The sequence below is a fragment of the Kitasatospora sp. NPDC036934 genome (assembly GCF_055608425.1).
Genome location: NZ_JBVJQR010000028.1, coordinates 1 through 20,992, shown reverse-complemented (window position 1 = coordinate 20,992; position 20,992 = coordinate 1). Strand labels below are relative to the sequence as shown.

Sequence of the window (20,992 nt, the reverse complement as noted above, 5' to 3'; positions counted from 1 at the left end):
ACAGGAAACGCGCCGTATCTTATGGCCGACTGGACAGGGGGCGTCCACCATGCGCACTGCACTCACCGACGACTTCACCGCCACCACCGCGCCCGCCACCGACGTCCTGGTGGTCGGCGCCGGCCCGGTGGGCCTCACGCTCGCCATCGGGCTGGCCCGCGCCGGGGTCGACTGCCGGATCATCGAACGGGACGGGGAGTTCCGCACCGCCGGCGTCCGCGGCAAGGGCGTCAACCCGCGCACCCTGGAGGTGTTCGACGACCTCGGCGTGGTCGAGCCGATCCTCGACCGCGGGGCGCTCAACCTCGGGGTCCGCGCCTACCGGGGCACCCGACTGATCGAGGAGGTCGACCCCGCGGCGACCAACCCGCCCTCCCCGGACCGCCCGTACGCCGGGATGCTGCTGATCGCCCAGCACCAGACCGAGGCCGTGCTGCGCGACCGGCTCGCCGAGTACGGCCTCGCGGTGGAGACCGGCACCGAGCTGGTCGACCACGCCGCGGACGCCGACGGCGTGCTCGCCGCCCTCCGCCGGGACGGCCGGACGACGACGCTGCGCGCCCGCTACCTGATCGGCTGCGACGGCGGCCGCAGCAGCGTCCGCAAGCTGGCCGGCATCCCCTTCCTCGGCGAGACCTGGGAGGAGGAACGTTTCATCATGGCGTCGATGGACCTGGACGGCCTGGACCCGGAGCACCTGCACATCTGGAACCACCCGAAGTTCGGCGCCGGCGCCATGACCCTCGTCCCGATGCGCCAGGACGGCACGTGGGCCGTGCACACCGCCGTCGAACCGGACGAGCACGGTGAACTGCCCGCCCCCACCCTGGACACCTTCCGCCGGCTCTTCGCCGAACGGGCCGGCCTGCCCGGGGTCCGGATGCACGAACCGATCTGGTCCACCGTCTGGCGCCCCACCGTCCGGCTGGTCGAGCGCTACCGCGACGGCCGGGTGCTGCTCGCCGGGGACGCCGCCCACTGCCAGTCCGCGGCGGGCGGCCAGGGGATGAACACCGGCATCCAGGACGCCCACAACCTCGCCTGGAAGCTGGCCGCCGTGCTGCGCGGCGCGCCCGACGCCCTGCTCGACAGCTACCAGGAGGAGCGGATGCCGGTCGCCCGGGCGAGCCTCGCGGCCACCGCCGCCCACCACAAGGCGGCCTTCGGCGGAGCGGACGGCGGCGGCGCCGGCGTGCTGACCGCCCAGTTCCGCACCATGGCCGTCCAGGGCGCCGACCTCACCGGACTCGCCATCACCTACCGCGGCGGACCGCTCGGCCGCGACCTGGACGTGGCCACCGGCATCCGGGCCGGCGACCGGGCCCCGGACGCGCCGTGCACCACTGCGGACGGCACCCCCACCCGACTGTTCGACCTGTTCCGCGGCCCGCACTTCACCCTGCTGGCCTTCGGCGACCACCCGACCCTGACCGGTCTCCCGGGCCCGTCCGGCCGACCGGGCCCGACCGAGCTCCCGAGCCCGACCGGGCTCCCCGACCTCCCCGGCCTCCGGGTGGCCACCGTCCGCGACCCCTACGGCCACGCCGCCCGGGCCTACGGCCTGCGCGGCGGCGCCGTGGTGCTGGTCCGCCCGGACGGCCACGTCTCGCTCACCGGCGCCACCGCCGACCGGGCCACCGTCACCGAGCACCTGCGGGCGCTCACCGGGTGACCCGGGCCGAACCCGCCCGGAGCCCACCTCCGGGCGTTGAGACACCGTACGGAGGGTTCGGGGGCGTACCATCGGGCCGAAACGGGAAAACCTCCCGAAGGGTCCAATTCCCTCGGAAAATATGACAGTTGGATGCCCGTGCCCAGCAGCGCCGCCGACCCCGAAGGATTCCATGGACTCCGCCGCAGCCGACACCGGCACCGACGCCCCGCCCGCCGCACTCCCCCCGCTCCACCGCCTCCCCGTCACCCCCGCCCAGCCGCCGCACCCGACCACCCTCCCGGACGGCACCCCCGCCTGGCTCGTCACCCGCTACCACGACGTCCGGCAGGTCCTCGGCGACCCCCGCCTCACCCGGAGCGACCTGCACGAGGTCGGCACCGCGGGCGCCACCGCCGACGTCGCCGCCAACCCGGCCTCGCTGTTCAACCAGGACGGCCCCGCCCACCGCAGGCTGCGCGCCACCGTCCAGAAGGCGTTCACCCCGCGCGCCATCGCCGGCTGGCAGCCCTGGGTCGCCTCCGCCGTGCAGCAGGCGGTGGACGCGCTGCTCGCCGCCGGACCCCCCGCCGACCTGGTCACCGCCTTCACCCGGCCGGTGCCCTTCGCGGTCACCGCCCGGCTGATGGGCCTGGACGGCGACGGCCCCGACCGCCTGGACGAGCGGCGACTTCGGCGCTGGACCGTCGCCCTGCTCGCCCAGGGCAGCGGTCCGGACCCGGAACAAGCCGAGACGCTCGCCGAATTCCGCTCCTTCACCGAGGAGTTGATCGAGCGCCGGCGCCGGGCGCCCGGCCCCGACCTGGTCAGCCGACTGGTCCGGGCCGCCGACCAGGACGGCGGCATCCCCGCGGACGCCCTCGCCTTCCTCGTCCTCGGCCTCACCGCCAGCGGCAACGAGAGCGTCACCGGCGCCCTCGGCAACGCCCTGGTCTACCTCCTCGGCGAGCGCCCCGACCACTGGCCCCGGCTGGCCGACCCGGGCATCACCGAGCACACCGCCGAACGGCTGCTGCACTTCATCCCGTTGGGCGACGACGAGGCCACCGTCCGCCGCGCCACCGCCCCGGTCGAGGTCGGCGGGGTCACCATCCCGGCCGGCGCCGTCGTCGCCGCCAGCCTCGGCAGCGCCAACCGCGACCCCGCCGTCTACCCCGCCGGGATCTCGGCCGACCTCGCCGCCCCGCTCGACGCCCCCACCCTGGCCTTCAGCGCCGGCCCGCACTACTGCATCGGCGCCTGGCGGGTCCGCCTCGAACTGCGCGAATCGCTCCGACGGCTGGCCACCGCCCTGCCCGGCCTCCGCCTCACCACCCCGGTGGAGCAGCTGAGTTGGCAACTGGGCGGCACCACCCGCAGCCCGGCCGCGCTCCCGGTCGACTGGTGACGTCGGCCGGTGAGGCCCGCCGACGGGGTCGGCCGTCCGACCGCTCAACCGTCCAACAGGGCGCGCTCCCAGTGCGCTTCGCGCTCCTCGATGTACTCGGCATCGCGACGCCAGGCGTCGCCGTGCCCCTCCGCCCACAGCCGCGCCCAGGGCTGGACGCTCCGGCTCGCCCGGTCGCGCAGGAAGTCGTGCATGGAGCGGGTGCGCCGCCCCAGCAGCGGCACCAGACGGCGCCGCTCGGCCTCGTCGAGCCGGTACGCGTCGGCGAAGACCCGCAGCCGTTCCCCGGCCTCGGCGTCGGACCGCCGCCAGTCCGGGTGCGCCAGCAGCGGGACGAAGCCGTGCACCGCGTAGGCGACGTCCCACAGCCGGGAGCCTGGGCCGGCGGTGTCCCAGTCGATGAAGGCGAACCGCCCGCCCTCATCGGCCACCAGGTTCCACGGGGCGAGGTCGTGGTGGACGATGATCCCGTCCTCGTCCGCCGGGATCAGCACCTGCCACCGGGCGTCCGGCGGAGGCGTGAAGTCCTCTACGGCGTCATGGAGTTCCCGGACCAGCCGGGCCAGACCGGCCAGCCGCTCGCGCGGCGCCAGCAGCTCGAAGCCGTACGGCCAGACCACTTCGCCGGGCACGAAGGTCAGTACCTCGCGCCCTCGCTCGTCCAGCCCGAGGGGCCGGGGCGCGGCCCGGAAACCCACCGCGTGCAGGTGCCCGAGCAGCGCGTGCACGGCCGGAGTCCACGGCCCGGCCGGGCGCCGTACGGTGTCGCCGACGCGCACCACCCCGACGCTGACGTTCCCGCCCGTCAGCGGCTGTTCCTCTTCGCGACTCACCCGCACTACCCCCACAATCCATCGCCCAGTACCCCGCCCTCCCGTGCTCCCGGCAGTACGTAGGCCACCGCCGAAGCCGTGTGCACCAGGAAGGGGTTGAGCGCGTCCTTGGCGGCCAGCCGGTTCTGCACCCGGGTGAACTGCTCCGGGTCCCGGACGAAGGCGCAGAACAGCAGGCCCCGGTCGTCGGGGGCGTCGTCGTAACTGTAGCCGCGCCGCAGCATCCGGGCGCCGGAGTCCAGCCGGGGGCTGCTGAGACGCACATGGGCGCTGTTGGGGATGACGTACGAGCCGTCCGGGTTCTTGGCGTAGATGTCCGGGTCGTCGTGCTCGGCCGTGCCGGTGAGCGGGGTGCCGTCGGTGAGGCGGCGGCCCATGGCCAGGTCACGGCGGTCCTCGGGCAGGGCGGCGAAGCCTGCGGTGTCCATCCGGATGCGGCGGTAGACCAGGACGGTGCCGTTCCGGTGGGGGCCCGGCGGGCCCCAGACCCACTGGTCGGCCTCCGTCGGGTTCGGGTTGGCGGTGCCGTCCTTGTAGCCGAACAGGTTGCGCGGGGTGGTGCCCGGAGGCGTGCGCGGCAGGAAGCCGGGCTGGGTCCAGCGCACGCTCGCGCCGGCCGATCGCGCGACCGCGCCGAGGAGTTCGGCGACCACGGTGAGCGGCCAGCGGTCGGCGGCGCACAGCTGCACCAGCAGGTCGCCGCCGCCGCGCGCCGGGTCGAGCCGGTCCCCCGGGAAGGCCGGGAGGTCCGCCAGCGCGGGCGGGACGTTCAGGCCGAGCCGGGTGGCCAGCCCCGGTCCGACCCCGACCAGGGTGCTGAGCCGGGCCGGCTCCCCACCCTGGAGGCGCGGGTCGGCCGAGCCGCCGTCCGCCGCCTCGGCGAGCACCCGGGTCAACTCCCCCAGCAGGGAGCGCAGGCCGGCCCGCCCGTCCGAGGTCGCGGCGGGCGCCAGGTCGAGGGCCAGCAGCAGGGTGGCCGGCTGCTGCGGGGCCGTCACCCCGGACTGCCGCTCGCCGTGGAACGGCACCACGGGGGCCTCCGGGGGCGGTGGCTGGGAGCCGGAGGGCCCCCGCCCGAGGGCCACGACCCCCGCGCCGACCCCGGCGGCCAGCACCGCACCCCCGCCCGCGATCAGTGCCCTCCGGTCCACACCGCCCCTGACGGCATCCGGCTGTTTCCGCGCCTTTCCGGTTTCGGCATGCATGACCGACATTGGAGACGATAGAACACCCCGTATGCAACTTTTGACTCCCCGTCAATCCGCCTCCGAACCACCGCTCCGCCCCGGGGCGCGCCGGGTCCGTACGCTCCCCGCCCTGCTGGTCGCCGCCCTCGCCCTGGCCGGCTGCTCCACCGCCGGCGGTTCCTCCTCCGACGCCCGGCACCCGGAGGGCACCGTGGTCCGCGTCCCGCAGGACTTCCCGTCGGTCCAGAAGGCGGTGGACGTCGCCCGCGAGGGAGACACCGTCCTGGTCTCCCCCGGGACGTACCAGGAGAGCGTGCGGATCACCAAGCCCCGGATCGTGCTGCGCGGCACCGACCGCAACACCGTGGTGCTGGACGGCGGCGTCCGGCTGGTCAACGGCGTCACCGTGACCGGGCCCGGCTCGGTGGTGGAGAACCTCACCGTGCACGGCTACCTCGCCAACGGCGTGCTGTTCACCGGCGTCACCGACGAGAAGCTCCAGCAGCGCGGCGCCGGCGGTTCCGCCTACAACCCGCTGGACACCACCCGCTTCCCGCCCGTCCAGGGCTTCCGGGCGACCAGCGTGACCGCCTACAACAACGGCCTGTACGGCATCTACGCCTTCGACGCCCGGGCCGGGATCATCGAGGACTCCTACGCCTCCGGCGGCGCCGACTCCGGCATCTACGTCGGCCAGTGCAAGCCCTGCGACACCCTGGTCCGCCGCAACACCGTGGAGCGCAACGCGGTCGGCATCGAGATCACCAACGCCTCGGACAACCTCTGGTTCCTCGGCAACCGGGTGGTCGGCAACCGGGTCGGCGTCACCGTCAACTCCAATGACCTGGAGGCCCTCGCCCCCCAGCACGGCGCGGTGATCGCCGGCAATGCCGTCACCGACAACAACGCCTCCGACACCCCCGAGCAGGCCGACGGCGGCTTCGGCATCGGCATCGGGATCGGCGGCGGCACCGCGAACCGGGTCGAACGCAACCTGGTCAAGGGCAACCGCGCGGCCGGCGTCATCGTCACCGACCCGCCCGGCCACCCGGCCGGCGGCAACCGGATCCAGGGCAACCGCGCCGAGGGCAACGGCGCGGACCTCGTCCTCGCCTCCGCCGACCCGGGCAACTGCTTCGCCGGCAACTTCGCCCCGGGTCAGCCCGGCACCCAGAGCCCGGACGGCCTGGAAACCCTGGCCGCCTGCGACGCCAAGAGCCGCAGCCCGCTCACCGCCGGCCGCGCGGCCCCGGTCCAGGCCCCGCCCGGCGTGCCCTTCAACCAGGTCCCGGCCCCGCCCGCCCAGCCGTCACTGCCGGACCCGAACGCCCCGGGCCGCCCGGCCACCGACCTGCCGGGCCCGGTCGACCCGGACTCCTATCCGCTGCCGGCGACCGCCGACGCCGTCCTCACCCACTGATCCGCCCGATCCGCCGGCCCGGGTGGGCCCCGCGGCCGGAACCCCGAACCGGCTCCCAGGCTTCGCTCACGGCCGCCGGAGCAACGCCGGCGGCTTCACCGCCTCCACCGCCGCGACCAGCGGGGCCAGTTCGGGGTTCCGGCCCGCCTCGTCGAGCGCCTCGCGCAGCGCGGCGTCATTGGTCGGCCGGGCCTCGGCCAGCAGCCTCAGCCCCTCAGCGCTGACGTCGGTGTAGATGCCCCGGCGGTCGGTGGGGCACAGGTAGCGGGCGAGCAGACCGCGGTCCTCCAGCCGGGAGACCAGCCGGGTGGTGGCGCTCTGGCTGAGCACGACCGCGTCGGCGACCTGCTTCATCTGGAGGTGGCCGCCCTCGCCGTCGTGCTGGCGGCCCAGCACCTCCAGCAGCGAGTACTCGCGCACGCTGAGTTCGTGCTTCGACTGGAGGGCCCGCTCGATGTGCGCCTCGATCCTGCCGTACAGGACGTAGAGGGCGGCCCATCCGTTGGCGAGGGCGGTCAGTGCGGGATCCGTGGCGGTCATCGGCCCGGTCTCCTTCCGAGTACGTGCAGGATTCCAGGGTAGGCCTGGGCAGGAAATATTGCCCTTGCCACATATAGTGCTTGTGCAACTACTTTCGCCACACGGCCCAGTCCGCGACTCCTCCCGTCGGCCCCGCCCGCCACTGGCCACCGCCCGCACCCAGTCCTTGCCCGTTCCTTTGCCCAAGCACAACTCGGCCGTACGGCATGATCGGTACGGATCGACCGCCGACCGAGGAGCCCGGATGAACCGCCCCGCGCGCACCGCCGCCCTGGCCGCCCTGGCCGCGCTGGCCCTGCTCGCCACCGCCGGCTGCTCGGCCGCCCCCGCCCGGGCCCGCGACCGGACGGCCACCAGCTCCACATCCGCCGCCACCACCGCCGCATCGCCCGCCGCCGCACCGAGCGGAGCCGTCGCCTGGAGCGCCGGATTCCGCGGCTACGGCACCCCGCAGTGGCAGCACACCTGGGGCGTGGCCGGCCAGGGCGCCTGGGGCGCCGCCGACTTCAGCGCCGCCGACGACCCGGCCGCCCCCGGGGGCGGCCCGGCGCTGCGGGTGACGTACGGCGCGGGCTCCTCCGCCAACACCTGCACCGACTGCCCCAACCCCGGCGGCGGCCAGTTCTACACCGACCTCAACGCCCTCGGCCTGTCCGCCCTCGCCCAGGGCCCCACCCTGGACCTCAAGTACTCCGTCCGGTTCCCCGCAGGCCGCGACTGGGGCAAGGCCGGCAAGCTTCCGGGCCTGTACGGCGGGACGATCGGCCAGGAGTCCGGCGGCAACCACGGCGCCGGCTGGTCCACCCGCTACATGTGGCGCACCGCCAAGGGCAGCCCCGACAACGGCGAGGTCTACCTGTACACCCCGAGCAACTCCGGCCCCACCGGTTACGGCGTGGACGAGGGCCTGGGCGACTGGCACTTCCAGGCGGACGACCACTGGCACACCGTCGAGCAGCTGGTGAACCGCCGCACCGGCGACATCACCGTCTGGTACGACGGCCGCCAGGTGCACGCCGCCACCGGCACCGCCTCCGGCATCGGCTCGATCCCCTTCGGCGGGGTGCTGTTCTCCACCTTCTACGGCGGCCACGACACCAGCTGGGGCCCGGCGAGCACCCAGCAGGCGTACTTCGCCGACTTCTCGCTCTCCGCCGGCGTCCAGCACTGATGAGCGGCTGGGCCGGTGAACTGCTGCTGGGCCTGGTGGTACTGCTCGGCGCGTCCGTCCAACGGCTGGCCGGCATCGGCTTCGCCCTGGTCGCGGCGCCGGTCCTGGTGCTGCTGCTCGGCCCGAACGGCGGGGTGACGCTGGCGAACTGCGCCTCGCTGGCGATCAGCGCCATCGGCCTGGCCGGGAGTTGGCGGCAGGTCCGGCCGGGGGCGATGCTGCCGCTGCTGGCCGCCGCCGCCTGCACCGTCCCGGCCGGGGCGTGGGTGGCGGCGTCCGTCCCGACTCCGGGACTCCTGGTCGGCATCGGGCTGCTGACCAGCGCGGCGGCTCTGCTGGTGATCCGGGGGGTGCGGGCCCCGGCGCTGCGCGGGGTCGGCGGGGCGGTGGTGGCGGGGGCGACCAGCGGGCTGATGAACTCGGCGGCCGGGGTGGGCGGTCCGGCGGTATCGCTGTACGCGGTGAACTCCGGCTGGACGGCCCGGGAGTTCGTGCCGAACGCCCAGTTGTACGGTGTGGTGGTGAACGCCGTCTCGATGGCGGCCAAGGGACTGCCCGAACTGACGGCGCCCGCCTGGGGTTTGGTGATCGCGGCGGTGGCGGGCGGGGCGGTGGTCGGCCGGCTGCTGGCCGCCCGGGTACCGGAGCGGCGGGCCCGCACGGTGGTGCTGGGACTGGCCCTCGCGGGCGGTCTGACCACCCTCGTCAAGGGGGTTTCCGGACTCTGAGACTTCCGGCTGGGAATGCTCTGTGAAGGGTCGACCAAAGCTGTAGCGGTCATGCCATACTGCGTCGGTGACCTCAGCCAGCCCCACGACATCCGCGCACCGCAGCAGGCCCCAACTGGGCCGGAAATTCGCCATGCTGTGGTCGGCATCGTCGATCTCAGCAGTCGGCGACGGCATGCGGGACTCGTCGCTGCCGCTGCTCGCCCTGGCCATCTCGGACTCCCCGTCCTCGGTGTCCGTCGTCGCGGTGGCCGGATCACTGCCCTGGCTGCTGATGGCCCTGTTCGGCGGCGTCATCGCCGACCGCTTCGACCGCCGCCGACTGATGTGGACGATCGACCTCGGCCGGGCCGCCATCGTGCTGGGCTTCGCCGCCTGGGTCTTCTCCACCACCCCGCCGCTGGCCCTGCTCGCCGCCCTGGCCTTCATCCTCGGCTGCGGCGAGACGGTGTTCGTCAACGCCGCCACCTCCGCCATCCCGGACGTGGTCCGCTCCGACCGACTGGACGTCGCCAACGGCCGGCTCCAGGGCGGCCTGCTGGTCGGCCGGATGATCGGCCCGCTGGTCGGCACCACCCTGTTCGCCGTCGCCGCCGGCTACCCGTTCACGGTGGACGGCCTGTCCTTCGCGCTCGCCGCCGCCCTGGTCGCCGCGACCGGCCGCTCCGGCGCCCCCCGGGCGAAGTCCGAGCGCCGGGTGATGACCGAGGTCCGCGACGGCGTCCGCTGGCTGTACCAGCACAAGCAACTGCGCCTGGTCGCCTCGCTCTCCGCCCTGGCGGCCGGCGCCTCCTCGCTCGGCATCACCATGATGGCCCTGCTGGTCACCCGGACCCTGGGCGAGCCCACCTGGGCGTACGGCGCCGTCCTGGCCACCGGTGTGGCCGGCGGCACGGCGGCCAGCATGCTGGCCGGCCGGATCAGCGAGCGGCTGGGCCGGCGGGCCCGGATCACCCTCTCCTTCGTGCTGATGGGCTCGGCGCTGCTGCTGATGGGCCTGAGCCCCTCGGTGTTCGTGGTGGCGCCGCTGTTCGCCGTCGGCAACTTCGGGGTGGTCATCTGGAACGTCCAGGCGATCTCGCTGCGCCAGCAGACCGTGCCGAAGGAACTGCTCGGCCGGGTCAACAGCTGCTACCTGATGCTGATGCGGATCGGAATGCTGATCGGCGCGTCCCTCAGCGGCGTGATCGGCTCCACCATCGGCATCCGCGTCCCGGTCGTCATGGCGGGCGCGCTGATCCTGGCCGCGCTGTTCGCGATCCCGCGACTGGGCGACCTCGAACCCGCCCCGGCGCCCGCCGACGCCGAGCAGCCGGTCGAGCAGCCGACCCGCTGACCCCACCGCGGGCGCCGCCACCCGACCCGTCCTCATGAACGCACCTGCGCACCCGCCCTACGATGGCGCCATGAGCTCCAGCACCCCGATGGCAGATGCACACCGCTCGCAACGGCGGGCCGAGGCGCGGCTGGACGTCGCCGCGTCCGTGCTCTCGCTGCTCGCCGACCGCACCCGACTGGCACTGCTGGAACGCCTCGGCCGGGGCGAGGCGGACGTGACCACGCTGACCGAGGCGACCGGCGCCGCCCGACCCTCGGTCAGCCAGCACCTGGCCAAGCTGCGACTGGCCGGACTGGTCGCCACCCGCAAGGACGGCCGGCGGGTGGTCTACTCACTGCAGCACGGACACCTGCGCCGCCTGGTGGACGAGGCACTGAACGTCGCCGACCACCAGATCGGCCACCTGCCGCCGCACGACTGAGCCCGGCGCCCCACCGGCGTCGGGCCGGTTCCCGGCAAACAGGTGCACAGGTACGCACACATTGCCTATCATGGGTCCGTCACCCCCATCACCCCCCTTCACCGCCCCGGGACGGGCCATGCCGACCGTGCTGCGCAACCGCGCCTACCGCCACCTGTTCACCGCCCAGGTCGTCGCCCTGGTCGGCACCGGCCTGGCCACCGTGGCGCTCTCGCTGCTGGCGTACTCGATCGCCGGCGCCGACGCCTCGGCGGTGCTCGGCACCGCACTGGCGATCAAGATGGTCGCCTACGTGACCGTCGCACCGCTCGCCGGAGCAGTCGCCGGGCGGATCCCCCGCCGCACCCTGATGGTCGCGATGGACCTCACCCGGGCCACCGTCGCCCTCACCCTGCCGTTCGTCGACCGGGTGTGGCAGGTCTACGTCCTGATCTTCCTGCTCCAGGCCGCCTCCGCCGCCTTCACCCCGACCTTCCAGGCCACCATCCCGGACGTACTGCCCGCCGAGCACGACTACACCCGGGCGCTGTCGATGTCCCGGCTTGCCTACGACCTCGAATCACTGTTCAGCCCGGCACTCGCCGCACTGCTGCTGTCCGTGGTCACCTACAACTGGCTGTTCATCGGGACGACGGCGGGCTTCCTCGGCTCCGCCGCCCTGGTCCTCTCCGCCGTCCTGCCCAAGCCCGCGACCTCGCCCGCGCCCGGTCCGGTCGGGCGCACCGACGGGATCTACCGCAAGGCCACCTTCGGCACCCGGCTGTTCCGGGCCACCCCGCGACTCCGGGCGCTGCTCGCGCTCGACCTCGCGGTGGCGGCGGCCGGCGCGATCGTCTTCGTCGACACCGTCAACGTGGTCCGCGACCACTTCCACCGCCCCGCCGGAGCCGTCTCGCTGGCCCTCGGCGCGTACGGCGTCGGCTCGATGCTCGCCGCACTGCTGATCCCCCGGCTGCTGGCCCGGATCGGTGACCGGTCCGTGATGCTGCCCGCCGCCTACGCCCTGCCCTGCGTCCTGGCCACCGCCACCGCGATCACCGCCGCACCGGCCGGCCCGGGCAGCTGGTACGCCCTGCTGGCCGCCTGGGCCCTGATCGGCACCGGCAGCTCGGCCGTGCTGACGCCGGCCGGCCGGGTCGTCCGCCGCTCCGCCGCCGACCCGGACCTGCCCGCCGCCTTCGCCGCCCAGTTCTCCCTCTCGCACGGCTGCTGGCTGCTCACCTACCCGCTGGCCGGCTGGCTCGCCGCCGGCGCCGGCCTCCCGGTCACCGCCCTCGTCCTGGGCACGGTCGCCCTCGCCGCCGCACTGGCCGCCACCACCCTGTGGCCCGCCCGGGACCCGGACGCCCTCCCCCACCTCCACACCGACCTGCCCGCCGACCACCCCCACCTCACCGGCGCCCGCCCCGCCGCCGACGGCGGCTGGCAGCACGGCCACCATTACGTCATCGACCAGAACCACCCCGACTGGCCCCGCCCACCCCGCGCCGCCCTGGGCTAACCCCGGGTCACCTCGATCCGGTGCGCGGCCATCGCCGCCACCAGCCGCTCCGGCTCGTCGGGGGTGATCACCGGCTTGACCCGCCCGCCGAGGTCGAGGACGAAGGCCACGCTCTTGTCCACCCGCCCCAGGTCGAGGTTGAAGTAGTGCACGAAGTCCCCGGAGCCCCAGATCCGCCAGCGCCCGCCGAGCCGGGTCAGCGGCACCTGCTGCAGCCCGCGGATCCGCGAGTACGGAATGCGCTTGGCGGACGCCAGCGGGAAGTAGTACCGGCGAATCACGAGCTCACGCGCGGTGCACGTCACCAGACCGTCGTTGTACATGCGGGCCAGGCTAACCCCGCGCCCCGCCGCACCCCCTTCCATCGGAAGCCGTTCCGGGCAGGTCCGCCCGAACGCCGCACTGGCGGGAGCACCCGGCCACGGCACGGGGCGAGGGTCTGCACACGCGCGTGGCTCCGCTCCCCTGATCGGGGCCGGACCGTCGTGCCCCGGACGCGGGGCAGCCGTGCCGGTCCAGCCGATTCCGCCGGGCGGCGACCGGCTCGCCCCTGCGCCGGCCGTCGTCAACTCAACCCAACCGGGTCACACCGTTCGTTGGGCTCCTCCCAGGAGACGAGCCACTCCCGCGCCGAGGGCGGGCGTGTGCTTCACGAGCCGGGACGCTCAGGGCTCCTGGGCGCCGCCCGCGGCTGGTACACCGCCAGCCTCGGGCAGTACGAGAGCCACAGGAGCCTCCGCGACGCCGAGCGCCTCCGGAGCCGAATCACCGCCCTGGCGGAGGCGTGAACGCCCACCTCCCGCCGAGCGTGGCGCGATTGTCAGTCCCCCGTGGCACACTGCCCCGGTCGACCAGCAACCGCCTTCTCAGTATAACGAGTTGGGGCTGTTCACCGGATCGTGTGGCTTCTGCCGCGACACGCCGACGCGGCCCCGCCGAGACGCCTACGGTGGGACACCTGCCTGCGCACTCATGTACGACGAACGATCACCAGTTTGAGGCGCAGCTTCGCCATGCCCTGAACCGGCCGCGCTCCCCGCACCGGTTCCCTCACCCCTGGGAAGGAGACCGTCCCGTGCCGCACAACACGGGTGTCGGAGTGCACCTGGTCCTGATCGAGAACGGCCGGGTGCTGCTCGGACAGCGCGCCAACACCACCTTCGCCGACCAGCACTGGCACGCTCCGGCGGGCCACCTCGAAGCGGGAGAGTCCGTCCTGGCCGGTATGGCCCGCGAGGCCGACGAGGAACTCGGCATCACCATCCGGGAGGAGGACCTCGACCTGGTGCACACCCTCCACCACCTCGACGCCGACGACGGTGCCGGACGCCTCCAGCTGTTCTTCACTCCCCGCGCGTACACAGGCACGATCACCAACCGCGAACCGGACAAGTGCACCGCCCTCCGCTTCTTGCCACTGGAGAGGCTTCCGGAGCCGATCGTCGGCTACACCGCCGACGCGCTCGCGCAGATCACCGCCGGCCGCCCGCTGTCCGCCGTCGGATGGCCGGCATGAGCACCACGAGCCACCCGAGGCTCCCGGCCGCCGAGGCGCCTGCGGGGAGCGCGGAGACCCGGCTCGTTGTCGTCCGGGGAAACTCGGCGTCGGGCAAATCGTCGGTGGCGGCGGGCATCCGGGACCGGTTCGGTCGGGGCCTGGCCATCGTCGCGCAGGACAACCTGCGCCGCACCGTGCTGCGCGAACGGGACCGGCCCGGCGGCGCGAACATCGGCTTGATCGACACGGTGGCACGGTACGCCCTGGGCGCCGGCTACCACGTCGTCCTCGAAGGCATCCTGTACGCCGATCACTACGGCGAGATGCTCCAACGCCTGGTGGACGAACACCGCGGCATCACCCGCTGCTACTACCTCGACATCCCGATCGACGAAACACTGGTCCGGCACGCCTCGAAAACCGATCCCGAGTACCTGGCGGCGGCCGTCACCGAGCGGGAACTGCGCGACTGGTACCGCGAACACGACGTCCTTCCCGGCGGAATCGAGACCGTCATCGGCAGCGACAGCACCCTCCACGACACGGTCGACCGCATCATGCGTGAGACCGCGCTCTCCCAGTTGCCCCCGCGCGACACGTAGAAGCGCGGTTACTCGACCGTCGCCTCCCCTCCATCGCCCCCTCAACCTTCAACCAGGAGCACCTGATGCACGAGACGAGCAGGCTGTCGGTCGGCGTCATCGCCCACGACCTGAACACCGACCGGATCGCCACCCTCCTGTACGGGCAGCGCAGTTGGACCCCAGGGCCCGCGTGGACGATCCCGGGTGGAAAGGTCGACCCCGGGGAAGAGATCCCCGATGCTGCCGCCCGGGAGCTACGCGAGGAAGCCGGGCTCATCGCCAAGCCGTCCGACCTCCGCCTGGTGCACACCGTTCAGGCCAAGGATGGCTGGGACGGGCGCGGCGGGTTCCTGCTGTTCGTCTTCGCCACCAGCGAGTTCACGGGCGAGCTGGTCAACGTCGAACCGGACAAGCACCTGGAGGTGCGCTGGCGCCCCGCCGCAGGCGTCCTGCCCAGCCCGATGTTCCCGACCTCCAAAACCGCGATGGAGGCGTATCTGGCCGGTGGGCCCGCATTCTCCACCCACGGATTCGACGCCGCCTCCGGAAGGCAGCAGCTCGTCGAGTCGTGACCGGTGCCGGATCGAAGACCTGCCCCCGCAGCTGGGACACCCTTGCCGGGGGGCAGGGTATATCAGTACGACACGGAAGGCATTGTGATGAATCCAGGCGGAAGGACATGGGATGTCGTCGGCACGCCACGCAACGGGTGATCCGGAGGAGTACGCCTATCTCTGGGATGGTTCGGAGCCCGGTTGGATCCTCTACTCGGGCAAAATCGTTGATATCCCGACGATCTTCAACAGGATCACCCGCGAGATGCTCCTGGTGGAGGAGAATGACGAATGGCGGGCCCTCACAGAGGTGATGCTAAGTCACGGCGCCCCATTGCTTGACGGGTTCCCGCCCGAGGAGTAACTGCACGGTCAGGTCGCGTCGCGATGCCAACTCGACCTGGCCCCGGGCGGAGCGTCCGCCCGGGGCTCGAAGCGAGACGGTGCTGCTCGGCGGCCTCGACGTACCGGCGGGCGCCCAACTCGTGAGGCCGAAGAGATCCCAAACGCGTCGGATGTCGCCGTCAGTGGCAAGGATCCCGTCGAGGATTCGGTCCTCCCGGATGGCCTGTGCCGAGATGCAAATGAGGCGCGTCGCCCAGCTGTTGCCGGTCCGGCCAGTGCAGTAGGCGGTCTCAGGCTCGCCCACAACATTGGCGGCCACTTCGGCACCACGGCCGACGAGCGCCGCGAGACCGTGTACTTCCGGCTTCACGCCGACCGTCACCGCGCGCGGTGGCGCGAGGCCGTCACCAACCCACTGCTGGAATTCACCCAGGACGTAACGGTACTTGGCAGCCCGATTACACCCTGCCACGCGTGTACGACCTCCTCACCGGATCGGCAGATGAAGTTCCACCACATACCACCGCACTGCCGTTTCCTCCTAGCTCAGGGGCTTGATCGACCATCCGGGGTCAGCAAAAGGTCAGCAAGGCACCCGGGAGTCGACAACCATGGCCACCATCAACCTCGTCCGCGGCATGGGCAGCTTCTTCAAGGAGTGCGAGCACCCCGAGAGCCGGTGGTCGAGGTGCTCGCACGAGTACAAGATCCGGTACCGCAACGCGGCTGGACGGCAGACCGAGGAGTCGGGCTTCGCCACGCAGGACAAGGCGAAGGCCCGGCTCATCGAGGTGTACCAGGCCCGGAAGAACGCTCCGCAGAGCCAGCGCAAGGCGGAGCGGATCCAGAAGTACGGCCCGATGCAGTTCGAGCCCTACGTCGAGGAGTGGAAGGCCGGCCAGCGCCACCTCGGCGCCGCCTCCCTCCGCCACCTCGACTCGCTGCTTGAGCACCACCTGTACCCCGCCTTCCGCAGTCGCCGGATGGGCACCTTCGACCACAAGGTCGTCGAGGTCTTCATCCAGACCATGGAGCGCAACGGCGTCGGCCTCGCCACCCAGTCCAACGCCTTCGACAAGCTCAAGGCGATCCTCCTCGACGCCCACCGCCTCGGCCTCTACGACGAGAACCCGTTCGACGGCGTCAAGCCGCCCCAGTACGACCCGAAGCGCGCCGTCATCCCCTCCCCGGCCGAGCTCCAGGCGATACGCACCGCCGGCGACGACACCTTCCGCCTGGTGGTCGATCTGATGAGCGGCTGCGGTCTGCGCAACGGCGAGGCCTTCGCCGTGAACCTCGCCAACATCGTCGCCGACGACGTCTACCGCGTCACCGAGCAGGTCAACCAGACCACCAAGGACTACTCGCCCCTCAAGCACCGCAAAGCGGGTGAGTACCGCGACGTCCCGCTGCCCGCCCGGGTGAAGCAGACGATCGAGTGGTACGCCGACAAGTACGGGACCGTCGACGGCTACCTCCTCCGTCACCCCCAGGACCTCCGCAAGCCATTCCCGTACTACTACATCCAGAACCAGTGGCAGCGGATCAAGCAGGCCGGGCTGGTTCACATCCCCGATGACATGACGATGTACGGCAACCGCCACTTCTTCGCCTCGAACTGCCTCACCCACAACATCCCGATCACCGACGTCGCCGAGTGGATGGGCCACAAGAGCATCGACGTCACCTTCAAGATCTACCGCCACCTGATGCCCGGCTCCATCGGCCGCGCCGCCCAGCTCCTCGACCTCAGACTCGCTGCCTGACCAAACGGGGTGGGCCTGCCGCAGCCGGGCAGGCCCACCCCGTCTTCCCGGCAGCAGCGGCGTCAAGCGGCCGACATGCGCTGCTGCTTCACCCACGCTTGAACGTCCGCCACCTTGAACTGCAGCTTCGCGTTCCTCCCGGTCCCGAACCTGTACGGCACGAGACCCACGCGGGGCGCCTCCCGGTACACCCACGGAACGGACATGTTCAGGTACTCCGCGGTCTCCCTGACGTTCATGAACTGCCGAGCCACGGGGGCCTCCTCTGCGCGACGACCTAGTGCCGAGAGGTTCACACGGTTAGGCGTTTTGGCCGACCCGAGGTCATCTGCTAAGAGCTCGTAACACGATCACGCCGTCAGCTTGTTGAGCCGTCGCCAGCAGGTCGCCGTGATCGGTGCGGACATGGCCGACGCGCTAGCGCACGCTTCAAGATCAGCCAGGAAGCGGAATTCCTCGTCGGTGCAGGCCCGCCGCCGTCACGGTGAGCGCAAGGTCCTTAACGACGGCGTCGTGATGGTGGCACGCCAGCGCCTGCACGTCGGCCGGACGCATGCGGGCCGGATCGTCACCATCATCGTGCGGGGCCTGACGCCCCATCCGCTGCCCGCCCAACCGGCGGGGCTGCAGGTGACGGCGCAAATGGCGACCGGGTCCGGGAAGAGCTACGTCGGCGCTGCGGCCGCGCAGAAGCTGGCGCCGCGCGGCACGGTCCTGGTGGTGGTCCCCACGCTGGATCTGCTGGTGCAGATGGTCGCTTCCTGGCAGCAGGCGGGCCGGTCGGGGCGGATCCACGCGGTCTGCTCCCTCACCCCTGGCGCGCTGCCGCGCGGGGTGCGCGGGAGCGAACCCGCTGCAGATCGCCCTGTGGCTCCCGGACGCCGCCCGTAGGCGGCGGCCGGTGGCGTTGTTCGCGACCTACGCCTCGGTGGGTGCGGTCGCGGACGCCTACCAGGTGTCCGCGCACTTCTTCTGACACCCGGCGGCCGCCGACCTGGCCGTTGTTGGCCAGCCACCACTGCAGAAACGGTTCCCGCACCCTGGTCGACCTCACCGTGGCGGAGATCCGGCGACTCCTGGCAAACGGCCGGCCCCACGGCTCGCGTCCGCCGCAGCACGCGTTTCGCGCTCATGCCTTGAACCGGTCCATCTGGCGCCGGACGCGCCAGGCAGTCGCCCGTCGTTGCCACTATCAACGCCGCCTGCACACGATCGAGGGGCGGTCTCATGAAGACCGCCCCTGACAGCTCGTCCGACCGTTACACTCCCCACTCCCAGGCCGTTGACCAGCGGGAACGGAGAAGTCCGGCTGGAGTACTAAGCGGTCTTGGCGAAGTTCGCTGCGGCCCCCGTCAGGTCCTCATCCGGCGGGGACCGTCTCGTCAGCCGCAAGTGAGTTGCCTTCGGCGATGCTGCCGCAGGAGGATGGGGCCTCCTTGTCGGCGAACCGGGCGCGCAGCCAGGCGAGCGCGGTGGGCACCGTGGCCATGGGCGCGGTCAAGTGGCTGAGGGCGTCGTACTGCTGGTACCAGACCACGGCGCCCTCGGCGCAGTACTTCCGCGCCAGCGCCCGTGTGTCCCCGGCGACCGTGATGCCGTCGCCCGAGCCGATGCCCGCGATGTTGCTCGTGGTTCCCTCGAGGAAGCCGGCGTTACCCTGGCCGATGTAGCCGGGGACAGTCGGGGTCGGTGCCAGGCCGAGGTTGGCCTTGTTGACCGCCTCGACGAGCTCGGGCACGGAGTTCGGGTTCGCATACTCCGGCTTCGCCATCTTCTTCCACGTCAGACCGGGGTAGTGGCCCAGTACGTCGGCGATCGAGGAGTGCTGGTGCTCGTCGACCAGCTGCTTGCCGTAGTCGTTCAGGTACTTCTTGAGGTCGAAGTCGTACGAACGCGCTTGCCCGATGAGCAACTCCGGGATGAGCCCGGACCACACCTGACTGCCTTCGATGTACCTGAGGATGTGCGAGGGCTTCACGAGCACCCCGCCCTCGGCATATCCCACCAGGCGCTTGTTGACGTCAGGGGCGTACTCGGGCGCGAGGGAGGCGGCCCAGTTGGTCGCGACGGCGCCGCCCGAGTAGCCCATGAGGCCGACGCGCGCGTCGGGGCTGATGCCGGTCCTCGACGCCGCGCTGGAAGCGGCACGCAGGGAGTCCAGCGTGTTGTACCCGTACTCGCGGGCGGCCGCGAGGTGGGCGGCCTGCCCCTCGGTGTCAGGGAGGACGACGTCGTAGCCGGACAGCAGGAGCGACGCCACGAGCGTGGACTCGCCGTTTGCGATCAAGCCGCCGGGCAGCTTGACGTTGCCCGCGACCGCCCGGGACGGACCGTCTTCGGGGTCGAGCGAGTCGTAGAACGACTGGTACGACACGACCTTGCGGCCGTCGCCGCCAGGGCTGCGCAGCACGGAGGTCACGCCTGCGGACGGGTGGCCCTGCGCGTCGGTGGTGCGGTAGAGCAGCTGCGTCGCCTGGAGGGGGGTCGCGATACCCAGGACGTGGTACGGCAGCGTCCGGACCTTGAGCACGTCCCCGGGACTGTACGAGGACAGCGGCTTGCTGCCGTTGTAGGTGTAGAACGCGTCGCTCCCGGCAGTCGTCGACGAGGGCTGCTCCTGAACGCCGGCCGCGACAGCGGGCACAGCGGCGACGGCGAGGGCGACGACGCCCGTGATCGCGGCGTGCCACACTCTGAATTTGCGCATGACTCTCCCAAACGGTGTAAGCGGATCAGAGAGATGACCGTTACGGCCCGAAGAGGGAAGTGGCCGAATGTCGGTTCCGGCGCAACCTAACAAAGGCACGCGGCAGTTGACCAGGGGCGCCAGAAGTCTTCGCGGGACGAACGGCGGCTGAGTCAGTGACCCAGCTCCGCCAACGACCTGACGCACAGCCAGCTCGTAGCCGTCTCCGCCGCCTCCAACCGCAGCAAGGGCGACCAGGGCCCGGACCAGTGGAAGCCCCCGCTCGCCTCCTACTGGTGTGAGTACGCCCGCGCCTGGGTTATCTTCCGTAGAGCTCGTAACACGATTGCGCCGTCGGCTTGTTGAGCCGTCGCCAGCAGATCAGCGCGCACGCGAGCGAGACGAGTGAGTCGTGCAGTTCGAGGCGGCGTTCCCACCGGACGGCGAGGCGCTTGAACTGGTGGAGCAGGGCGAAGGTCTGCTCCACCACGTAGCGGAGCTTCCCAAGACCCTGGATGTCCGGTTCCCCGCGTCGGGAGATGACGGGCAGGATGCGGCGTCTGGCCAGCTCCCGCCTGACGTGCCTGCTGTCGTAGCCTTTGTCTCCGAGCAGGGCCTGGGGCCGCTTTCGCGGGCGTCCGGGTTGGCCGGCCACGGGCGGGACCGCGTCGACCAGTGCGAGGGTCTGGGTGACGTCGGGGACGTTGCCGCCGGTCGTGATGACCTTCAGTGGCGTTCCGCTGCCGTCGCAGATCAGGTGGTGCTTGCTGCCCGACTTGCCGCGATCGACCGGCGACGGGCCAACCCCGGCGCCCCCCTTTTCGCGCGTACGTGGGAGGCGTCCACGCAGGCGCGTGTCCAGTCGATCCGCCGGGCGGCGTTCAGTTCGGCGAGCAGTATCCGGTGGACCTGGTCGAAGACCCCGGCCTCCGTCCACCGGCACAGGCGCCGCCAGCACGTCTGCCCGGAGCCGAAGCCCAGCTCCGGTGGGAGCTGCTGCCAGGTGATGCCGGTGAACAGCACGAACAGCACTCCCTGCAGGCACAGCCGGTCGTCCACCGGCCGGGGCCCCGGCGAGCGTTCCGGCCATGGCGGCAGCACCGGCTCGATCAGCGCCCACAACTCGTCATCGACCATCCAGGGAGCACTCACGCCCCACCAACGGACGAATCGTCACACCGGACACGGCCCACCAGCCCGTATCCACGAGATCGTGTTACGAGCTCTAAGAAGTCATCTCATTTGGACAGTCGGCGGTGACAGACGAGTGCTGCGGCGATGCTGGCGAAGGCGGCGAAGTGTTCGCCCTTGCGTTCGTACCGACGGTGGAGCCGGCGGAAGCCGCCGAGCCATGCCATGG

The 20,992-nt window shown here is 72.0% G+C and carries 21 protein-coding genes and 1 pseudogene; 15 read left to right on the top strand and 7 right to left on the bottom strand.

The window, feature by feature from the left end:
* Positions 1–49: 49 nt before the first annotated feature.
* On the top strand, positions 50–1,672 hold the full coding sequence (locus tag ACZ7BZ_RS31305; protein WP_470361261.1) for an FAD-dependent oxidoreductase: 1,623 nt from the start codon (positions 50–52) through the stop codon (positions 1,670–1,672).
* Positions 1,673–1,844: 172 nt separating this feature from the next.
* Positions 1,845–3,059 (top strand): cytochrome P450, encoded by a 1,215-nt coding sequence (locus ACZ7BZ_RS31300; protein ID WP_470361260.1) that lies wholly within the window; start codon positions 1,845–1,847, stop codon positions 3,057–3,059.
* Positions 3,060–3,103: 44 nt separating this feature from the next.
* Here ACZ7BZ_RS31300 and ACZ7BZ_RS31295 read toward each other — a convergent pair whose 3' ends face one another.
* Together ACZ7BZ_RS31295 and ACZ7BZ_RS31290 are read right to left on the bottom strand one after the other, a co-directional pair.
* Positions 3,104–3,892 (bottom strand): phosphotransferase enzyme family protein, encoded by a 789-nt coding sequence (locus ACZ7BZ_RS31295; protein ID WP_470361259.1) that lies wholly within the window; start codon positions 3,890–3,892, stop codon positions 3,104–3,106.
* Between the two features lie 5 nt (positions 3,893–3,897).
* Positions 3,898–5,043, bottom strand: coding sequence for a Dyp-type peroxidase (locus tag ACZ7BZ_RS31290; RefSeq protein WP_470361258.1), 1,146 nt, complete (start codon positions 5,041–5,043; stop codon positions 3,898–3,900).
* Between the two features lie 85 nt (positions 5,044–5,128).
* Between ACZ7BZ_RS31290 and ACZ7BZ_RS31285 the strand changes: the two genes are divergently transcribed.
* Positions 5,129–6,499 (top strand): right-handed parallel beta-helix repeat-containing protein, encoded by a 1,371-nt coding sequence (locus tag ACZ7BZ_RS31285; protein ID WP_470361257.1) that lies wholly within the window; start codon positions 5,129–5,131, stop codon positions 6,497–6,499.
* Positions 6,500–6,565: 66 nt separating this feature from the next.
* Here the strand turns inward: ACZ7BZ_RS31285 and ACZ7BZ_RS31280 are convergent, their stop codons facing one another.
* Entirely contained in the window at positions 6,566–7,039 is a 474-nt protein-coding gene (locus ACZ7BZ_RS31280; RefSeq protein WP_470361256.1) for a MarR family winged helix-turn-helix transcriptional regulator, read from the bottom strand.
* 244 nt (positions 7,040–7,283) lie between these two features.
* Between ACZ7BZ_RS31280 and ACZ7BZ_RS31275 the strand changes: the two genes are divergently transcribed.
* From ACZ7BZ_RS31275 to ACZ7BZ_RS31255, 5 genes are all read left to right on the top strand, one after another.
* Positions 7,284–8,210 (top strand): polysaccharide lyase, encoded by a 927-nt coding sequence (locus ACZ7BZ_RS31275; RefSeq protein WP_470361255.1) that lies wholly within the window; start codon positions 7,284–7,286, stop codon positions 8,208–8,210.
* The gene (locus tag ACZ7BZ_RS31270; RefSeq protein ID WP_470361254.1) at positions 8,210–8,938 is read left to right on the top strand and encodes a TSUP family transporter; all 729 of its coding nucleotides are present in this window, start codon (positions 8,210–8,212) and stop codon (positions 8,936–8,938) included. Before ACZ7BZ_RS31275 ends, ACZ7BZ_RS31270 begins: the two co-directional genes overlap by 1 nt.
* Positions 8,939–9,005: 67 nt before the next feature.
* Positions 9,006–10,274, top strand: coding sequence for an MFS transporter (locus ACZ7BZ_RS31265; protein ID WP_470361253.1), 1,269 nt, complete (start codon positions 9,006–9,008; stop codon positions 10,272–10,274).
* Between the two features lie 88 nt (positions 10,275–10,362).
* On the top strand, positions 10,363–10,698 hold the full coding sequence (locus ACZ7BZ_RS31260; RefSeq protein ID WP_470361314.1) for an ArsR/SmtB family transcription factor: 336 nt from the start codon (positions 10,363–10,365) through the stop codon (positions 10,696–10,698).
* A 118-nt stretch (positions 10,699–10,816) separates the two neighbouring features.
* A complete protein-coding gene (locus ACZ7BZ_RS31255; RefSeq protein WP_470361252.1) occupies positions 10,817–12,199 on the top strand; it encodes an MFS transporter in 1,383 nt (460 codons plus the stop codon).
* On the opposite strand, the gene ACZ7BZ_RS31250 is transcribed toward ACZ7BZ_RS31255, so the two are convergent.
* On the bottom strand, positions 12,196–12,522 hold the full coding sequence (locus ACZ7BZ_RS31250) for a hypothetical protein (protein WP_380454691.1): 327 nt from the start codon (positions 12,520–12,522) through the stop codon (positions 12,196–12,198). The two genes, ACZ7BZ_RS31255 and ACZ7BZ_RS31250, sit on opposite strands and share 4 nt — an antisense overlap.
* A 752-nt stretch (positions 12,523–13,274) precedes the next feature.
* On the opposite strand from ACZ7BZ_RS31250, the gene ACZ7BZ_RS31245 reads away from it, so the two are divergent.
* The 5 genes from ACZ7BZ_RS31245 (at position 13,275) to ACZ7BZ_RS31225 (ending at position 16,946) form a co-directional block, all read left to right on the top strand.
* On the top strand, positions 13,275–13,715 hold the full coding sequence (locus ACZ7BZ_RS31245; RefSeq protein WP_470361251.1) for an NUDIX hydrolase: 441 nt from the start codon (positions 13,275–13,277) through the stop codon (positions 13,713–13,715).
* Complete coding sequence (locus ACZ7BZ_RS31240; protein WP_470361250.1) at positions 13,712–14,299, top strand: AAA family ATPase; 588 nt, start codon at positions 13,712–13,714, stop codon at positions 14,297–14,299. The genes ACZ7BZ_RS31245 and ACZ7BZ_RS31240 overlap by 4 nt, the downstream gene beginning before the upstream one ends.
* Before the next feature lie 65 nt (positions 14,300–14,364).
* Positions 14,365–14,853 (top strand): NUDIX domain-containing protein, encoded by a 489-nt coding sequence (locus tag ACZ7BZ_RS31235; RefSeq protein ID WP_470361249.1) that lies wholly within the window; start codon positions 14,365–14,367, stop codon positions 14,851–14,853.
* Positions 14,854–14,965: 112 nt separating this feature from the next.
* Positions 14,966–15,199 (top strand): hypothetical protein, encoded by a 234-nt coding sequence (locus tag ACZ7BZ_RS31230; RefSeq protein ID WP_470361248.1) that lies wholly within the window; start codon positions 14,966–14,968, stop codon positions 15,197–15,199.
* Between the two features lie 592 nt (positions 15,200–15,791).
* Entirely contained in the window at positions 15,792–16,946 is a 1,155-nt protein-coding gene (locus ACZ7BZ_RS31225) for a tyrosine-type recombinase/integrase (RefSeq protein ID WP_470361247.1), read from the top strand.
* Between the two features lie 62 nt (positions 16,947–17,008).
* Here ACZ7BZ_RS31225 and ACZ7BZ_RS31220 read toward each other — a convergent pair whose 3' ends face one another.
* Positions 17,009–17,200, bottom strand: coding sequence for a helix-turn-helix transcriptional regulator (locus ACZ7BZ_RS31220; RefSeq protein ID WP_470361246.1), 192 nt, complete (start codon positions 17,198–17,200; stop codon positions 17,009–17,011).
* Between the two features lie 112 nt (positions 17,201–17,312).
* Between ACZ7BZ_RS31220 and ACZ7BZ_RS31215 the strand changes: the two genes are divergently transcribed.
* Positions 17,313–17,837 (top strand): DEAD/DEAH box helicase family protein, encoded by a 525-nt coding sequence (locus tag ACZ7BZ_RS31215; RefSeq protein ID WP_470361245.1) that lies wholly within the window; start codon positions 17,313–17,315, stop codon positions 17,835–17,837.
* A 469-nt stretch (positions 17,838–18,306) separates the two neighbouring features.
* On the opposite strand, the gene ACZ7BZ_RS31210 is transcribed toward ACZ7BZ_RS31215, so the two are convergent.
* Positions 18,307–19,653, bottom strand: coding sequence for a lipase family protein (locus ACZ7BZ_RS31210; RefSeq protein WP_470361244.1), 1,347 nt, complete (start codon positions 19,651–19,653; stop codon positions 18,307–18,309).
* A 168-nt stretch (positions 19,654–19,821) separates the two neighbouring features.
* On the opposite strand from ACZ7BZ_RS31210, the pseudogene ACZ7BZ_RS31205 reads away from it, so the two are divergent.
* Positions 19,822–19,953: pseudogene (locus tag ACZ7BZ_RS31205) on the top strand (HNH endonuclease); the annotation flags it as partial.
* Here the strand turns inward: ACZ7BZ_RS31205 and ACZ7BZ_RS31200 are convergent.
* Positions 19,952–20,784 (bottom strand): IS5 family transposase gene (locus tag ACZ7BZ_RS31200; RefSeq protein ID WP_470361243.1). Its coding sequence is split into 2 segments (ribosomal slippage): positions 19,952–20,454 and positions 20,454–20,784, totalling 834 coding nucleotides; the frame shifts between segments, so codons are not numbered across the junction. The pseudogene ACZ7BZ_RS31205 and the gene ACZ7BZ_RS31200 sit on opposite strands and share 2 nt — an antisense overlap.
* Positions 20,785–20,992 lie beyond the last annotated feature (208 nt).

Excerpts from the sequence above, each read along its gene's own strand:
- ACZ7BZ_RS31255 (WP_470361252.1), top strand. The coding sequence starts at position 10,817 with ATGCCGACCGTGCTGCGCAACCGCGCCTACCGCCACCTGTTCACCGCC.
- ACZ7BZ_RS31260 (WP_470361314.1), top strand. The coding sequence starts at position 10,363 with ATGGCAGATGCACACCGCTCGCAACGGCGGGCCGAGGCGCGGCTGGAC.
- ACZ7BZ_RS31285 (WP_470361257.1), top strand. The coding sequence starts at position 5,129 with ATGCAACTTTTGACTCCCCGTCAATCCGCCTCCGAACCACCGCTCCGC.
- ACZ7BZ_RS31225 (WP_470361247.1), top strand. The coding sequence starts at position 15,792 with ATGGCCACCATCAACCTCGTCCGCGGCATGGGCAGCTTCTTCAAGGAG.
- ACZ7BZ_RS31240 (WP_470361250.1), top strand. The coding sequence starts at position 13,712 with ATGAGCACCACGAGCCACCCGAGGCTCCCGGCCGCCGAGGCGCCTGCG.
- ACZ7BZ_RS31300 (WP_470361260.1), top strand. The coding sequence starts at position 1,845 with ATGGACTCCGCCGCAGCCGACACCGGCACCGACGCCCCGCCCGCCGCA.
- ACZ7BZ_RS31230 (WP_470361248.1), top strand. The coding sequence starts at position 14,966 with ATGTCGTCGGCACGCCACGCAACGGGTGATCCGGAGGAGTACGCCTAT.
- ACZ7BZ_RS31280 (WP_470361256.1), bottom strand. The coding sequence starts at position 7,039 with ATGACCGCCACGGATCCCGCACTGACCGCCCTCGCCAACGGATGGGCC.
- ACZ7BZ_RS31210 (WP_470361244.1), bottom strand. The coding sequence starts at position 19,653 with ATGCGCAAATTCAGAGTGTGGCACGCCGCGATCACGGGCGTCGTCGCC.
- ACZ7BZ_RS31270 (WP_470361254.1), top strand. The coding sequence starts at position 8,210 with ATGAGCGGCTGGGCCGGTGAACTGCTGCTGGGCCTGGTGGTACTGCTC.
- ACZ7BZ_RS31235 (WP_470361249.1), top strand. The coding sequence starts at position 14,365 with ATGCACGAGACGAGCAGGCTGTCGGTCGGCGTCATCGCCCACGACCTG.
- ACZ7BZ_RS31305 (WP_470361261.1), top strand. The coding sequence starts at position 50 with ATGCGCACTGCACTCACCGACGACTTCACCGCCACCACCGCGCCCGCC.
- ACZ7BZ_RS31250 (WP_380454691.1), bottom strand. The coding sequence starts at position 12,522 with ATGTACAACGACGGTCTGGTGACGTGCACCGCGCGTGAGCTCGTGATT.
- ACZ7BZ_RS31275 (WP_470361255.1), top strand. The coding sequence starts at position 7,284 with ATGAACCGCCCCGCGCGCACCGCCGCCCTGGCCGCCCTGGCCGCGCTG.